Here is a 14,228-nt window from a genome sequence, read left to right as displayed (position 1 = left end):
CCGCAGACTGGACCGCATGGTGCAGATCGACGCCGCACTCGTCCGCGCCCTGGTCGCCGCGCAGTTCCCGCAGTGGGCGCACCTGCCGGTCACCGCCGTCGCGCGCCAGGGGTGGGACAACCGGACGTTCCGCCTCGGCGAGCACCTGCTGGCCCGGCTGCCGAGCGCCGAGGGCTACGTGCCCGGCGTCGCCAAGGAGGACCGCTGGCTGCCCGTCCTGGCCCGCCACCTGCCGCTGCCCGTACCCGAACCGCTCGCCACCGGGGCGCCCGGCGCCGGCTACCCGTACCCCTGGTCGGTGCGGCGGTGGCTGCCCGGCGACACGCTGGAGGCCGCCGACGGCCTGGACCGCGTCGCCGTGGCCCGGGACCTCGGCGGCCTGCTGGCCGCGCTGCGCGAGGCGCCGACGGCGGGCGGACCGGTCGCCGGCCGGCACTCGGCGTTCCGGGGCTGCCACCCGAGCGTCTACGGCGACGAGGTGGAGCAGGCCCTGACGGCGCTGGACGGCCGGGTGGACGCGGCCGCCGCGCGCAAGGTGTGGGCGGGCGCGGTGACGTCCGCCTGGCCGACGGCGCCGGTGTGGTTCCACGGTGACGTCTCGGCCGGGAATCTGCTGGTCGCGCGCGGCCGGCTCGCCGCGATGATCGACTTCGGGCAGTGCGGGGTGGGTGATCCGGCCTGCGACCTGGTGCCGGCCTGGACGTGGTGCGTCGGCGTCGAGCGTGCGGCGTTCCGGGATGCGGTCGGGTTGCCGGTCGACGCGTGGCGGCGGGCCCGGGGCTGGGCGTTGTGGAAGGCGCTCGTCACGATCGTGTCCGGGTCGGGGCCGGTCGCGGAGCCGTCGCGGGTGTTGGCGGCGGTGTTGGCGGACCCGGTGGTGGAGTGACGGGGGACCCCGACCCCGCCTTACTTGACATAATGTAGATTATCGAACCGCTTGGTCGGGGCGGCGGTGTCGGTGCCGGACACCGCCGCCCCGGGTTTCGCGGGTCAGGCCCCGACGTAGGCGGCGAGGTGTTCGCCGGTGCGGGTGGACCGCTTGGTCACCAGGTCGGCCGGGGTGCCCTCGAAGACGATGCGACCGCCGTCGTGGCCGGCGCCCGGGCCGAGGTCGATGATCCAGTCGGCGTGCGCCATGACCGCCTGGTGGTGTTCGATGACGATGACCGACTTGCCGGATTCGACCAGCCGGTCGAGCAGGCCGAGCAGTTGGGCGACGTCGGCCAGGTGCAGGCCGGTGGTCGGTTCGTCGAGGACGTAGACGCCGCCCCTGTCCCCCATCCGGGTGGCCAGCTTGATCCGCTGCCGCTCCCCTCCGGACAGCGTGGTCAGTGGTTGACCGAGCGTGAGGTAGCCGAGCCCGACGTCGGCGAGCCGGTCGAGGATGGCGTGGGCGGCCGGGAGGCGGGCGTCGCCGGCGCCGAAGAACCTCTCGGCCTCGTTGACCGGCATGGCGAGGACTTCGCTGATGTCGCGACCGCCGAGGTGGTAGTCGAGCACGGCGGCCTGGAAGCGCTTGCCTTCGCAGTCCTCGCAGGTGCTGGCGACGCCGGCCATCATGCCGAGGTCGGTGTAGATGACGCCGGCGCCGTTGCAGGTGGGGCAGGCGCCTTCGGAGTTGGCGCTGAACAGGGCGGGTTTGACGCCGTTGGCCTTGGCGAAGGCCTTGCGGATGGGGTCGAGCAGGCCGGTGTAGGTGGCCGGGTTGCTGCGGCGGGAGCCGCGGATGGCGGTCTGGTCGATGCTGACGACGTCGTCGCGTTTGGCCAGGGAGCCGTGGATGAGGCTGCTCTTGCCGGAGCCGGCGACGCCGGTGACGACGACCAGGACGCCGAGCGGGATGTCGACGTCGACGTCGCGCAGGTTGTGGGTGGCGGCGCCGCGGATGGGCAGGGTGCCGGTGGGGGTACGGGTGGTGTCCTTGAGGGTGGCCCGGTCGTCGAGGTGGCGGCCGGTGACGGTGTCGCTGGCGCGCAGGCCGGCGACGGTGCCTTCGTAGCAGATGGTGCCGCCGTCGGTGCCGGCGCCGGGGCCGAGGTCGACGACGTGGTCGGCGATGGCGATGGTTTCCGGTTTGTGTTCGACGACCAGGACGGTGTTGCCCTTGTCGCGCAGGCGGAGCAGGAGGTCGTTCATCCGGGCGATGTCGTGCGGGTGCAGGCCGATGGTGGGTTCGTCGAAGACGTAGGTGACGTCGGTGAGGGACGAGCCGAGGTGGCGGATCATCTTGGTGCGTTGGGCCTCGCCGCCGGAGAGGGTGCCGGCGGGGCGGTTGAGGCTGAGGTAGCCGAGGCCGATCTCGACGAAGGAGTCGAGGGTGTCCCCCAGTGCGGTGAGCAGCGGGGCGACGGAGGGTTCGTGCAGGTCGCGGACCCAGGTGGCGAGGTCGCTGATCTGCATGGCGCAGGCGTCGGCGATGGAGATGCCGTTGATCTTCGAGGAGCGGGCCTCGGGGGCGAGGCGGGTGCCGTCGCAGTCGGGGCAGGTGGTGAACGTGACGGCGCGTTCGACGAAGGCGCGGATGTGGGGCTGCATGGCGTCGACGTCCTTGGCGAGCATCGACTTCTGAATGGCGGGGATGAGGCCGGTGTAGGTGACGTTGATGCCCTCGACCTTGATTTTGGTGGGTTCCTTGTGGAGCAGGTCGTGGCGTTCGCGGTCGGTGTAGTCGCGCAGGGGTTTGTCGGGGTCGAACATGCCGCTGGCGCGGAAGATGCGGCCGTACCAGCCGTCCATGCTGTAGCCGGGGATGGTGATGGCGCCCTCGTTGAGGGTGCGGTCGGCGTCGTAGAGGACGGTGAGGTCGAAGTCGGTGACGCTGCCGCGGCCTTCGCAGCGGGGGCACATGCCGCCGAGGCGGTGGAAGGTGCCCTTCTTGGTCTGGGTCTTGTCGGGGCCGCGGTCGACGGTGATGGCGCCGGTGGCGCGGACGGAGGGGACGTTGAAGGAGTAGGCGTTGGGTGGGCCGATGTGGGGTTGGCCGAGGCGGCTGAAGAGGATGCGGAGCATGGCGTTGGCGTCGGTGGCGGTGCCGACGGTGGAGCGGGGGTCGGTGCCCATGCGTTCCTGGTCGACGATGATGGCGGTGGTGAGGCCTTCGAGGATGTCGACGTCGGGGCGGGACAGGGTGGGCATGAAGCCTTGGACGAAGGCGCTGTAGGTCTCGTTGATGAGGCGTTGGGATTCGGCGGCGATGGTGCCGAAGACCAGGCTGCTCTTGCCGGAGCCGGAGACGCCGGTGAAGACGGTGAGGCGGCGTTTGGGCACGTCGACGTCGACGTTGCGCAGGTTGTTCTCGCGGGCGCCGTGGACGCGGATGACGTCGTGGCTGTCGGCGCGTGCCTGGGGCATGGGTCTCCGTCCGGTTGGTGCGGTGTCGGGGCCGGCCGGCGTGCGGCGCGCCGGCCGGCGTACATAGTACGGTACGTCGTGTCGGGTCAGCGTCGTTGGTTGATGCGGATGAGGTTGCCGGTGGGGTCGCGGAAGGCGCAGTCGCGGACGCCGTAGGGCTGTTCGGTGGGTTCCTGGACGACGTCGGCGCCGCTGGCCTGGAGGCGGTCGAAGAGCGTGTCGAGGTCGTCGGTGGCGAGGGTGAGCGCGCCGTAGGTGCCCTTGGCGATGAGTTCGTAGATGGTGCGGCGTTCGTCGTCGGTGATGCCGGGGTCGACGGCCGGCGGGTGCAGGACGATGCCGGTCTCGGGTTGTCCGGGTGGGCCGACGGTGAGCCAGCGCATGGTGTTGCCCTGGCCGACGTCGTTGCGCAGGTCGAAGCCGAGGGTGTCGCGGTAGAAGGCGAGGGCGGCGTCGGCGTCGGTGTGGGGCAGGAAGGCGTAGTGGATCGTGACGGTCATGGTGGTCACGCTAGTTCGGTCAGGTGGCGGGGGCTTCTCGATTCCTGATCGGTCGGGTGGCGTGTTTGGTGAGGCACGGGGGTGGTTCGGCGGTGCCGGGCGCATGGCGGGCACGGTAGGCGCTGGGGGGTTCGCCGACGAGTTCGGTGAAGCGGGTGCTGAAGGTGCCGAGCGACTGGCAGCCGACGGCGAAGCAGACGTCGGTGACGCTGAGGTCGCCGCGGCGCAGCAGGGCCATGGCGCGTTCGATGCGGCGGGTCATGAGGTAGGAGTACGGGGTTTCGCCGTAGGTCTGGCGGAACTGGCGGCTGAGGTGGCCGGCGGACATGTGTTCGCCGCGGGCGAGGGCTTCGACGTCGAGGGGTTGGGCGTGTTCGCGGTCGATGCGGTCGCGGATGCGGCGTAGGCGGGCGAGGTCGCGCAGGCGGTGGGCGAAGGCGGGGTCGTCGGTGGCCGGGTGGTGGGTTGGCACGTTGGCATTTTCGCTGGCCGGGGCGGGGGCGTCCAGGTGTTCAGCGCAGTTGGCGGGCGGTGAACCGGGTGGGTGGGTCGGCGATGGCGTCCTGGGCGGCGACGAGTTGGAGTTCGCGGGTGCCGGCGGCGAGGGTGGCGTCGAGGACCGCGTAGATGGAGTTGGTGGTGCGTTCCAGCGCGGTCGCGGGTGATCCGGTGGTGGCGAGGTGGGCCAGGTAGAGGGCGGCGGTGACGTCGCCGCCGCCGTTGGGGCTGATCGGCAGCAGCGGGGTGGTGACGGCCCAGGCGCCGTCGGTGGAGACGGCGACGACGTCGAGGTGGTCGTTGGGCAGGTCGCCGTGCAGGACGCTGGTGACCAGGACGTGGTCGGGGCCGGTGGCGCGGACGGCGTCGACGGCGGTGAGCAGGTCGTCGAGGGTGTCGGTGCGGCGGCCGGCGAGGAACTCCAGCTCGAACTGGTTGGGGGTGACGATGTCGGCGCGGGGCACGACGGTGTCGCGCAGGTATTCGGGGATGCCGGGGCGGACGAACATGCCGCGGCCGACGTCGCCCATGACCGGGTCGCAGCAGTAGAGGGCGGCCGGGTTGGCGGCTTTGACCTGGGCGACGGCGTCGAGGATGACGGCGCCGACGGCGGGGTCGCCCTGGTAGCCGGAGAGGACGGCGTCGGCGGTGCCGAGCACGCCGCGGTCGGCGATGCCGGTGATGACGTCGGCGACGTCGGTGGGGGCGAGCAGGGGGCCGCGCCAGGCGCCGTAGCCGGTGTGGTTGGAGAAGTGCACGGTCAGCACCGGCCAGACCTCGTGGCGCAGGCGTTGCAGCGGGAACACGGCGGCGGAGTTGCCGACGTGGCCGTAGGCGACCGAGGACTGGATGGACAGGATCTTCACGGGCTCATCCTCGCACTTCGGCGGGTGGTCACGCTCGGTGGTCGTCGGGCGACGGGTGCGGGTACGGTCGACCGTTCGGCTCCGGGTTTCGACCGTCGGGCGCGTGGCGGGTTTGGGCACTGCATGCGCGGGGGGCATGAAGCGAGGGGTTCTCGCCATCTGGACGGAGGAAGCACTGATGCTTTCCGCACTCGATCGTCGGCACACCGTCGCGCCGCCGGGGTACAGCCGGTGGCTGATCCCGCCGGCGGCGCTGGCGATCCATCTCTGCATCGGGCAGGTCTACGCGACGAGCGTGTACAAGAACTCCCTGATCGCGCATTTCGACTCGGGGCAGACGGCGATCGGGGTGATCTTCAGCATCGCGATCGTGATGTTGGGGTTGTCGGCCGCGGTGGCCGGTACGTGGGTGGAGGCGAACGGGCCGCGGAAGGCGATGTTCGTCTCGGCGTGCTTCTGGGCGGCGGGTTTCCTGGTGGGCGCGCTGGGCATCGCGACGTCGCAGTTGTGGCTGCTGTACCTGGGGTACGGGGTGCTGGGTGGGATCGGGTTGGGGATCGGGTACATCTCCCCCGTCTCCACGTTGATCAAGTGGTTCCCGGACCGGCCGGGTCTGGCGACCGGGCTGGCGATCATGGGGTTCGGTGGCGGGGCGATGGTGGCCTCTCCCCTGTCCCGGCAGTTGTTGTCGTTGTTCGACCCGGGGTACGACCCGTCGAACAGCGGGTCGACGGCGTCGGGGTCGGCGTTGGTGTGGTTGTTCGTCACGCTCGGCGTCGGCTACTTCGTGATCATGATGTTCGGGGTGTTCAACGTGCGGGTGCCGGCGGCGGACTGGCGGCCGGCCGGGTTCGACCCGGCGAAGGTGGCCGCGAAGCCGATGGTGACCACCGCGAACGTGTCGGCGGCGAACGCGGTGCGGACGCGCTCGTTCTGGCTGCTGTGGGTGGTGCTGTTCTGCAACGTGACGGCGGGCATCGGCATCCTGGAGCAGGCCAGCCCGATGATCCAGGACTTCTTCCGGGACAACGGCACGTCGGCGGTGTCGGTGGCGGCGGCCGGCGGGTTCGTCGGGTTGCTGTCGCTGTTCAACATGGCGGGCCGGTTCGTCTGGTCGTCGACGTCGGACGTGATCGGCCGTAAGCCGATCTACGTGGTGTATCTGGGTGTGGGCCTGGTGCTGTACCTGGTGCTGGCGCTGGTCGGGCAGAGCGCGACGGCGTTGTTCGTGCTGCTGGCCTGCGTGATCCTGTCGTTCTACGGCGGCGGGTTCGCGACTGCGCCGGCGTATCTGCGGGATCTGTTCGGCACGTTCGAGGTGGGCGCGATCCACGGTCGGCTGTTGACCGCGTGGTCGGCGGCGGGGGTGGCCGGCCCGTTGATCGTCAACGCGTTCCTGGACGCGCAGGGCGAGCCGGGCTCGTTGACCGCGTCGGCGTACCGGCCGGCGTTGTTCACGATGGTCGGGGTGCTGGCGGTGGGGCTGGTGGCGAACCTGCTGATCCGGCCGGTGCCGCGGCGGTTCCACGAGCCGGCGTCGGGCCGGGACGAGATGGTGGACGGGCAGCCGGTGACGGCGGAGCGGAGCGGGTCGTGAACGAGCGCAGCGGTGGCGGGCAGCAGGTCCGTCTGGTGGTGTCGTGGCTGGTGGTGGCCGTGCTGTTGGGCTACGGCGTGGTGCAGACGCTGATCACGGCGGCGAAGTTGTTCACGCACTGACGCGTGGCGGCGGCCCGGGGTCTGCTCCGGGTCGCCGCGCCGGTCAGAGGCCGCCGGCGACGCGCAGGACCGCGCCGGTGGTGTACGAGGCGTCGGGGCCGAGCAGGTGCACGATCGCGCCGGCCACCTCGTCGGGTTCGCCGGCGCGGCCCAGCGGGATGCGGCCGGCGGCGCGGTCGGGGCGGTCCGGTACGCCGGAGCGGGCGTGGATGTCGGTGCGGATGATGCCGGGGGCGACCGCGTTGACGCGGATGCCGCGCGGGGCGAGTTCCTTGGCCAGGCCGACGGTGAGGGTGTCGGTGGCGGCTTTGACGGCGGCGTAGTGGATGTACTCGCCGGGGCTGCCGAGGGTGGCGGCGGCGGAGGACACGTTGACGATGGCGCCGCCGGCGCTCATCCGGCGGGCGGCCTGCTGGGCGCAGAGGACGTAGCCGATCAGGTTGATGTCGACGACGTCGCGCAGGTCCTCGGCGCGCAGGTCGGTGAAGGGGCCGATGGGGCTGGTGACGCCGGCGTTGTTGACCAGGCCGGTGAGCGGGCCGAGCTGGTCGGCGGCGGCGAAGAGCCGGCGTACCGCGTCGGGGTCGGTGGTGTCGGCGGCGACGGTGACGGCGCGTCGGCCGGCGGCGCGGACGTCGGCGGCGACGGTCGCGGCGGCGTCGTGGTCGGCGCGGTAGCCGATGACGAGGTCGTGGCCGGCGGCGGCGAGCCGGCGGGCGGTGGCGGCGCCGATGCCGCGTCCACCGCCGGTGACGATGGTGACCGAGGTCAATGCGTCCTCCCCTGCCCTGCTGCTGGGGGCGACGTTACCGTGGGCGGCACCGGCGGCGACGGAGAGGACTGTCACATGGGGCGGGCGTTGGTGCTGGGCGGCGGTGGGGTGACCGGGGTGGCCTGGGAGTTGGGGCTGCTGGCCGGGTTGGCCGGGCGGGGTGTGTCGCTGGAGGATGCGGATCTGGTGGTGGGCACGTCGGCGGGGTCGGTGGTCGGGGCGCAGGTGTGTTGCGGGGTGCCGCCGGCGCAGCGGTACGCGGCGCAGTTGCGGCCGCCGGGTGACGAGGTGCCGGCCCGGCTCGGGTTGGGGGTGCTGGCCCGGTGGGCGTGGGCCGGCGGTCGGGGGCGGGACGCGGCGCGGGCCCGCGCGCGGGTGGGTGCGGTGGCGTTGGCGGCGCGTACCCCGTCGGAGCAGTCGCGGCGGGCGGTGATCGCGGCGCGGTTGCCGGCGCGGCAGTGGCCGGCGCGGCGGCTGTTGGTGACCGCGGTCGACGCGGTGTCGGGTGAGTTCGTGGTGTTCGACGCCGGCAGTGGGGTGTCGCTCGTCGACGCGGTGGGGGCCAGTTGCGCGGTGCCGGGGGTGTGGCCGCCGGTGACGGTCGGGGGTCGGCGGTTCGTCGACGGTGGGGTGCGGTCGCCGGTGAACGCGGATCTGGCCGCCGGGGCGCGGCGGGTGGTGGTGTTGGCGCCGACGAGTGCCGCGGTGGGGCCGATGCCGCGGGTGTCGGCGCAGGTGGCGGCGTTGCGGGCGGCGGGGGCGCGGGTGGCGGTGGTGGTGCCGGACCGGGCGGCGCGGGCGGCGATCGGGCGTAACGTGCTGGATCCGACGCGGCGGGCGGCGTCGGCGCGGGCGGGGTTCGCGCAGGCCGAGGTGGTGGCCGACGAGGTGGCGGGCGTCTGGCGCGCCTAGGCTCACCGCATCGACGGCGAGGCTCGGGAGGTATGTGGTGGGTGTGGGTGTCGGTGACCTGGTGGAGGATTTCACGCTGCCGGACCAGACGGGTGCGCCGCGGCGGCTGTCGGAGTTCCTGGCCGCCGGGCCGGTGGTGGTGTTCTTCTATCCGGCGGCGATGACGCGGGGGTGCACGGCGGAGAGCTGCCACTTCCGGGACCTGGCGGCGGAGTTTGCGGCGGTGGGCGCGTCGCGGGTGGGGATCAGCCGGGACCCGGTGGAGCGGCAGGCGGAGTTCGCCCGCCGGCACGGTTTCGACTATCCGCTGTTGTCCGACGTCGACGGCGCGGTGGCGGCGGCGTTCGGGGTGCGGCGGCGGTTGCCGCTGGGCGCGTTGAGCACCCGGCGGATGACGTTCGTGATCGGTCCGGACCGGCGGGTGCTGGCGGTGGTGCACAGCGAGGTGAGCATGAACGCGCACGCCGACGCGGCGTTGCGGGCGCTCGGGGGTTGACCGTCGGGCTGTCGTGCCGGCCTGGTATCAAGGGCGGCAATCAAACAGGTGTACGGAAGAGGGCGTGATGGCGGTCCAGGGGTTGTCCACTGACGAGGTACAGCAGATCCGTGAGTCGTTGGCGGCGGGCCGGAAGCCGCGGGTGGTGTTCACCGAGGCGGCGGGGCAGATGGCCGGGCAGCTCGGGCAGGTGGTGGAGCTGACCGATCCCGAGCAGTCCGAGGAGTTCGTGGTGGTGCGTTTCGGCCGCGACGAGTTGCCCTTCTCCCCCGCTGACGTGGCGGTCGCGCCGAAGGGCGCCGGGCGGCGGCCGGCTGCCGAGCCGAAGCCCGAGCCGGAGGTGGCCGCGCCGGCCGCGCCGGCGGCGCCGGAGTTCGTGTTGGACACGCCGCGGGTGCCCGCGCCGCGTCGGGAGGAGCCGAAGGTGGAGCAGCAGGCGGAGCCGAGGCCGGCGAAGCGGGCGGTGAAGGCGGCGAAGCCGAAGACGCCGGCGGGGCTGACGGTGACGCTGGCGTACGCCGAGGGCGAGTGGACGGTGGCCGCGCAGCAGGGCGCGAAGGCCCTCGCCAGGCCGTACGTGGTGAAGCCGGCGGAGGCGCTGCGGATGGTGGCGTTGGTGGACGTGCCGGGGGTGCAGGAGGCGGTGGAGCAGATCCTGGGCGCGGAGCGGGCCGAGGCGGAACAGCAGGCGGAGAAGTTGCGTGCGGAGCTGGCGGAGATCGAGGCGCGGCTGGCGGAGTTGCGCGAGGCCCGCTGAGCGCTGTCCCGGGCACCCCGCGGGGCCGGTGCGACCCCCTCGCACCGGCCCCGCGCCACCCCTGCGCCCGCAGGTCCATCAGTGTTGCGGAATGTTCTGTACCCCGATTCGGCGGCGGAACACCCAGTAGGTCCAACCTTGGTAGGCGAGCACGATCGGAGTGAACACCACCGCCACCCACGTCATGATCTTCAGGGTGTACGGGGTGGACGCGGCGTTGGTGGCGGTGAGCGTGCCGGCCGGGTCGAGCGTGGACGGCAGGACGTTCGGGAACAGCGCGGCGAACAGGGTCGCCACGGCCAGCGCGATGGCCAGCGCGGTGCCGGTGAACGCCCAGCCCTCGCGGCGTGCCCTCGCCGCGGCGAGGCCGCCGAGCAGGGCGAGGGCGGCGCCGACGGCGAGCACGACGGCGGCGGCGTTGGCGCGGATGCTCAGCGACCAGCCGAGGAACGCCACGGCGGCCACGGCGGTGCCGGCGCCGAGGCGGACCGCGAGCGTGCCGGCGCGCTGCCGGATGTCGCCGGTGGTCTTGAGCGCGAGGAACACCGCGCCGTGGGTGGCGAACAGGCCGAGCGTGGTCAGGCCGCCGAGCAGCGCGTACGGGTGCAGCAGGTCGAGCAGGCCGCCGGCGTACTCGTGGTCGGCGTCGAGGGGGACGCCGCGGAAGATGTTGGCGAACGCGACGCCCCACAGCACGGCCGGCACCGCCGAACCCCAGAAGATGGCCTGGTCCCAGCGGCGTTTCCAGGACGCCTCGGGCCGCTTGTGCCGGTATTCGAAGGCGACGCCGCGGGCGATGAGGGCGAGCAGGATGAGCAGTAGTGGCAGGTAGAAGCCGGAGAACAGGGTGGCGTACCACTCGGGGAACGCGGCGAACATGGCGCCGCCGGCGGTGATCAGCCAGACCTCGTTGCCGTCCCAGACGGGGCCGATGGTGTTGATCAGGACGCGGCGTTGCCGGTCGTCGCGGCCGAGCACGGGCAGCAGCATGCCGACGCCGAAGTCGAAGCCTTCGAGGATGAAGTAGCCGGTGAACAGCACGGCCACGAGGAGAAACCAGACGGTGGTCAGTTCCACGGTGGGCTCTTTCGGTCAGTAGGCGAACGCGAGGGGGCGCTGCGCGTCGTCGGTGTCGTCGTCGGCGGGGGGCGGGGTGACGTCGGGGACGCCGGCGCGGGCGTAGCGGACCAGCAGCTTGAACTCGATCACCGCGAGGGTGGCGTAGATGAGGGTGAAGGCGGTGAAGGAGGTGAGCACCTCGGTCAGGGAGACGCTGCGGGACACGCCGTTGCGGGTGAGCATCTCGCCGAACACGATCCAGGGTTGGCGGCCCATCTCGGTGAAGATCCAGCCGAAGGAGTTGGCCAGCAGCGGCAGTATTGGCATGACCAGGCCGGCGCGCAGCAGCCAGCGGCTGGTGGGGGTGCGGCCCTTGCGGTGGCTCCAGAGGACCAGCAGTGCGATGGCGGCGGCGGCCAGGCCGAAGCCGATCATGAAGCGGAAGCTCCAGTAGGTGACCGGGATGATCGGGGCGTAGTTGCCGGGGCCGTACTGGCTGGCGTACTGGGCCTGGAGGTCGTTGATGCCCTGCACGGTGCCGTTCGGGTCGCCGGTGCCGAGGAACGACAGCAGGTAGGGGATCTTGAGGGCGAAGACCTCGCGGCTGCCGTCGAGGCTGCCGACGGTGAGCACGGAGAACGAGGCGGGGCTCTCGGTGGTGTAGAGGCCCTCGGCGGCGGCCATCTTCATCGGCTGCACCTCGGTCATGATCTTGCCTTGGATGTCGCCGGTGAGGACGACGAGGGTGGCGGAGACCAGGACCACCCAGGAGCCGAACCTGGTGGCGAAGCGGTAGGCGCCGGTGTCGGCGCTGCCGCGGTTGCGCATCACGTGCCACAGCCCGACGGTGACCACGAGGGATCCGGCGACCAGGAACGATCCGGCGAGGGTGTGCGGGAAGGTGACCAGCGCGACCTTGTTGGTGAGCACGGCGACGAAGTCGGTCAGTTCGGCGCGTCCGCTGTCGGGGTTGATGCGGAACCCGACCGGGTTCTGCATGAACGAGTTCGCGGCGAGGATGAAGTAGGCGGAGAGGTTGGTGCCGATCGCGGCGGCCCAGATCGCGGCCAGGTGCAGGCGTTTGGGCAGCCGGTCCCAGCCGAAGATCCACAGGCCGATGAACGTGGATTCGAGGAAGAACGCGACCAGGGCCTCGATGGCGAGGGGCGCGCCGAAGATGTCGCCGACGAAGCGGGAGTAGTCACTCCAGTTCATGCCGAACTGGAACTCCTGCACGATGCCGGTGACCACGCCCATGGCGAAGTTGATGAGGAACAGCTTGCCGTAGAACTTGGTGAGTTTGAGGTACCGCTCGTTGCCGGTGCGGTGCCACATGGTCTGCAGGATGGCGACCAGCACGGACAGGCCGATGGTCAGCGGCACGAACAGGAAGTGGTAGACGGTGGTGACACCGAACTGCCAGCGGGCGACGTCCAACGCGTCCACCTGAGAACCCCCAGCCTTCTTACTACGAGACGTAGTAAATACTACTCGGCGTCGTAGAAAAAAGTTCAGAGTCGGAGGGCCCGAACCGACCCGGGACCAATGACCCTGATCACCTCCACCGGCGCGGCCGTGCGACCATCCAGCACTGATGGACACCTCCCCCTGGCGCGCGCCGCTGCTGTGGCGCGGCGCGCAGACGCTCGCCCGGGCCGCCGTCGCGCTGATCGGCCGCCTGGAGGTCACCGGCGACGTGCCGGAGGCGCTGCGCCGCGGGCCGCTGATCCTGGCCGCCAACCACATCAGCCCGTTCGACCCGGTGGTGCTCGCCGCGGCCTGCCGGGTCCGGCGCGTCGCCCCCCGGATCATGGCCACCGGCGGGCTGTTCCGGGCCCCGGTGCTCGGGCCGCTGATGCGCCACGCCGGGCACATCCGCGTCGACCGCGGCACCACCGCCGTGCACCGGTCGCTGGAGATCGCCGCCGAGGCGGTCGCCGGCGGGTCGGTGGTGCTGGTCTACCCGGAGGGACGCATCGGGCTGGCCCCCGGCATGTGGCCCGAACGCGGCAAGACCGGCGCGGCCCGGCTCGCGTTCGCCAGCGGCGCCGCCGTCGTCCCGGTCGCCCAGTGGGGTTCGCACGAGGTCCTGCCGTACCGGGCGCCGAAGGGCATGCTGCGCGGCCTGGCCCGGGCACTCGCCCGCCGGCCGGTCATCCGGGTGCACTTCGGCGCCCCGGTGGCCCTGGCCGACCTGGATCCGGGCGCGCCCGGCGCGGCCCGCCGCGCCACCGACCGGATCATCGACGCGATCACCGACGACCTGGCCCCGCTGCGCCCGCACGAGCCCGACGGGCCCCGCCACGTCGACCCCGGCCGGCCGGTCGACGCGAGCCGCGTGCACCGCCGGCGCCGAACCGGCTGAATCCGCCGCGCGGCCCCGGCATAGGGTGGGACCGTGGCAGACGTGAACGCTCCCGTCGTGCTGATCACCGGCACGTCCACCGGCATCGGCCTGGAAACCGCCGTGGGCGCGGCCCGCGCCGGCTGGCGCACCGTCGCCACGCTGCGCGACCCCGACCGGGCCGGCCCGCTGCGCGCCGCCGCCGACGCCGCCGGGGTCGGCGACCTGCTGGAGGTACGCCGACTCGACGTGGTCGACGAGTCCTCGGTGACCGCCTGCGTGGCCGACGTGGTGGCCCGGCACGGCCGGCTCGACGCGGTGGTCAACAACGCCGGCGCCGGCCACGTCGGCACGCTGGAGCGGGAGACCGTCGACGACGTGCGGGCGGTGCTGGAGGTCAACTTCTTCGGCGTCCTGCACGTCACCCGTGCCGCGCTGCCGCACCTGCGCGCCGCGAACGGGCGGCTGATCACCGTGACCAGCGTCGGCGGGGTGGTCGGGCAGCCGTTCAACGAGGCGTACTGCGCGGCGAAGTTCGCCGTCGAGGGGTTCATGGAGTCCCTGGCGCCGGTGGCGGCCACCGTCGGGGTGAGCGTCTGCGTGGTCGAGCCCGGCGCGGTGGCCAGCGAGTTCGTCGCCAACGTCGGGATCGACGCGGACACCGCGGTGGCCGCCGCCGGGCCGTACGGGCCGGCGCTGCGGGCGTACCTCGGTCGCAGCGCCGCCGCGTTCGCCGCCGCGCAGTCGCCGGCCGAGGCCGCCGCGGCGGTGGTGGCGACACTGACCGACCCGGAACCCGCCCCCCGCGTGCAGACCTCGGCCGCCGCCCGCCAGTTCGTCGCCGTCAAACTCGCCGACACCGACGGCCTGGGCGTGACCGCCCTGACCGCCGGCTGGCTGCGCTGACCTCCCCCACCCCCACCCCCAACCCGCCCCGCGATCTTGCACTTGCTG

General features: G+C 72.4%; 15 protein-coding genes. 8 read left to right on the top strand and 7 right to left on the bottom strand.

The annotated features are described in order from the left end of the window. Window positions 1-16 precede the first annotated feature (16 nt). The gene (locus AB0B02_RS19090; protein ID WP_357301931.1) at window positions 17-886 is read left to right on the top strand and encodes an aminoglycoside phosphotransferase family protein; all 870 of its coding nucleotides are present in this window, start codon (window positions 17-19) and stop codon (window positions 884-886) included. Window positions 887-990: 104 nt separating this feature from the next. Here the strand turns inward: AB0B02_RS19090 and AB0B02_RS19085 are convergent, their stop codons facing one another. The 4 genes from AB0B02_RS19085 to pdxY form a co-directional block, all read right to left on the bottom strand. Further along, complete coding sequence (locus tag AB0B02_RS19085; protein WP_357301928.1) at window positions 991-3,351, bottom strand: excinuclease ABC subunit UvrA; 2,361 nt, start codon at window positions 3,349-3,351, stop codon at window positions 991-993. A gap of 86 nt (window positions 3,352-3,437) precedes the next feature. Further along, the gene (locus AB0B02_RS19080) at window positions 3,438-3,851 is read right to left on the bottom strand and encodes a VOC family protein (protein ID WP_357301925.1); all 414 of its coding nucleotides are present in this window, start codon (window positions 3,849-3,851) and stop codon (window positions 3,438-3,440) included. 19 nt (window positions 3,852-3,870) lie between these two features. Further along, entirely contained in the window at window positions 3,871-4,323 is a 453-nt protein-coding gene (locus tag AB0B02_RS19075; RefSeq protein WP_357301922.1) for a helix-turn-helix transcriptional regulator, read from the bottom strand. Between the two features lie 40 nt (window positions 4,324-4,363). Continuing rightward, window positions 4,364-5,215 carry a pyridoxal kinase PdxY gene (pdxY, locus tag AB0B02_RS19070; RefSeq protein ID WP_281941266.1) on the bottom strand — a complete coding sequence of 284 codons (852 nt, stop codon included), beginning with the start codon at window positions 5,213-5,215 and terminating at the stop codon, window positions 4,364-4,366. A 178-nt stretch (window positions 5,216-5,393) separates the two neighbouring features. On the opposite strand from pdxY, the gene AB0B02_RS19065 reads away from it, so the two are divergent. Together AB0B02_RS19065 and AB0B02_RS19060 are read left to right on the top strand one after the other, a co-directional pair. Next, window positions 5,394-6,812, top strand: a complete 1,419-nt coding sequence (locus AB0B02_RS19065; RefSeq protein ID WP_281941264.1) for an OFA family MFS transporter — start codon at window positions 5,394-5,396, stop codon at window positions 6,810-6,812. Beyond that, complete coding sequence (locus AB0B02_RS19060; RefSeq protein WP_281941262.1) at window positions 6,809-6,934, top strand: hypothetical protein; 126 nt, start codon at window positions 6,809-6,811, stop codon at window positions 6,932-6,934. The genes AB0B02_RS19065 and AB0B02_RS19060 overlap by 4 nt, the downstream gene beginning before the upstream one ends. A gap of 43 nt (window positions 6,935-6,977) precedes the next feature. Here AB0B02_RS19060 and AB0B02_RS19055 read toward each other — a convergent pair whose 3' ends face one another. Then, the gene (locus tag AB0B02_RS19055; RefSeq protein ID WP_357301917.1) at window positions 6,978-7,706 is read right to left on the bottom strand and encodes an SDR family oxidoreductase; all 729 of its coding nucleotides are present in this window, start codon (window positions 7,704-7,706) and stop codon (window positions 6,978-6,980) included. 75 nt (window positions 7,707-7,781) lie between these two features. On the opposite strand from AB0B02_RS19055, the gene AB0B02_RS19050 reads away from it, so the two are divergent. The 3 genes from AB0B02_RS19050 (at window position 7,782) to AB0B02_RS19040 (ending at window position 9,871) form a co-directional block, all read left to right on the top strand. Further along, a complete protein-coding gene (locus tag AB0B02_RS19050) occupies window positions 7,782-8,618 on the top strand; it encodes a patatin-like phospholipase family protein (RefSeq protein WP_357301914.1) in 837 nt (278 codons plus the stop codon). 37 nt (window positions 8,619-8,655) lie between these two features. Then, entirely contained in the window at window positions 8,656-9,114 is a 459-nt protein-coding gene (locus AB0B02_RS19045; protein ID WP_281941255.1) for a peroxiredoxin, read from the top strand. 67 nt (window positions 9,115-9,181) lie between these two features. Then, the gene (locus AB0B02_RS19040) at window positions 9,182-9,871 is read left to right on the top strand and encodes a hypothetical protein (RefSeq protein ID WP_281942672.1); all 690 of its coding nucleotides are present in this window, start codon (window positions 9,182-9,184) and stop codon (window positions 9,869-9,871) included. Window positions 9,872-9,949: 78 nt separating this feature from the next. On the opposite strand, the gene cydB is transcribed toward AB0B02_RS19040, so the two are convergent. Next, the gene (gene cydB / locus AB0B02_RS19035) at window positions 9,950-10,948 is read right to left on the bottom strand and encodes a cytochrome d ubiquinol oxidase subunit II (RefSeq protein WP_281941253.1); all 999 of its coding nucleotides are present in this window, start codon (window positions 10,946-10,948) and stop codon (window positions 9,950-9,952) included. 15 nt (window positions 10,949-10,963) lie between these two features. Then, a complete protein-coding gene (locus AB0B02_RS19030; protein ID WP_357301909.1) occupies window positions 10,964-12,376 on the bottom strand; it encodes a cytochrome ubiquinol oxidase subunit I in 1,413 nt (470 codons plus the stop codon). 148 nt (window positions 12,377-12,524) lie between these two features. On the opposite strand from AB0B02_RS19030, the gene AB0B02_RS19025 reads away from it, so the two are divergent. Both AB0B02_RS19025 and AB0B02_RS19020 read left to right on the top strand, forming a co-directional pair. After that, entirely contained in the window at window positions 12,525-13,295 is a 771-nt protein-coding gene (locus tag AB0B02_RS19025; RefSeq protein WP_357301906.1) for a lysophospholipid acyltransferase family protein, read from the top strand. Between the two features lie 42 nt (window positions 13,296-13,337). Next, the gene (locus AB0B02_RS19020; protein ID WP_357302043.1) at window positions 13,338-14,180 is read left to right on the top strand and encodes an SDR family NAD(P)-dependent oxidoreductase; all 843 of its coding nucleotides are present in this window, start codon (window positions 13,338-13,340) and stop codon (window positions 14,178-14,180) included. The last annotated feature ends 48 nt before the right edge of the window (window positions 14,181-14,228 follow it).

Source organism: Micromonospora sp. NPDC049240 (assembly GCF_040647835.1).
Lineage (GTDB): Bacteria > Actinomycetota > Actinomycetes > Mycobacteriales > Micromonosporaceae > Micromonospora.
This window is presented reverse-complemented; position numbering and strand designations above follow the sequence as displayed.

What these genes read in the sequence shown, in the direction of transcription:
- AB0B02_RS19090 (WP_357301931.1), top strand. Translation starts at nt 17, where the DNA reads ATGGTGCAGATCGACGCCGCACTCGTCCGCGCCCTGGTCGCCGCGCAG.
- AB0B02_RS19085 (WP_357301928.1), bottom strand. Translation starts at nt 3,351, where the DNA reads ATGCCCCAGGCACGCGCCGACAGCCACGACGTCATCCGCGTCCACGGC.
- AB0B02_RS19080 (WP_357301925.1), bottom strand. Translation starts at nt 3,851, where the DNA reads ATGACCGTCACGATCCACTACGCCTTCCTGCCCCACACCGACGCCGAC.
- AB0B02_RS19065 (WP_281941264.1), top strand. Translation starts at nt 5,394, where the DNA reads ATGCTTTCCGCACTCGATCGTCGGCACACCGTCGCGCCGCCGGGGTAC.
- AB0B02_RS19050 (WP_357301914.1), top strand. Translation starts at nt 7,782, where the DNA reads ATGGGGCGGGCGTTGGTGCTGGGCGGCGGTGGGGTGACCGGGGTGGCC.
- AB0B02_RS19040 (WP_281942672.1), top strand. Translation starts at nt 9,182, where the DNA reads ATGGCGGTCCAGGGGTTGTCCACTGACGAGGTACAGCAGATCCGTGAG.
- AB0B02_RS19025 (WP_357301906.1), top strand. Translation starts at nt 12,525, where the DNA reads ATGGACACCTCCCCCTGGCGCGCGCCGCTGCTGTGGCGCGGCGCGCAG.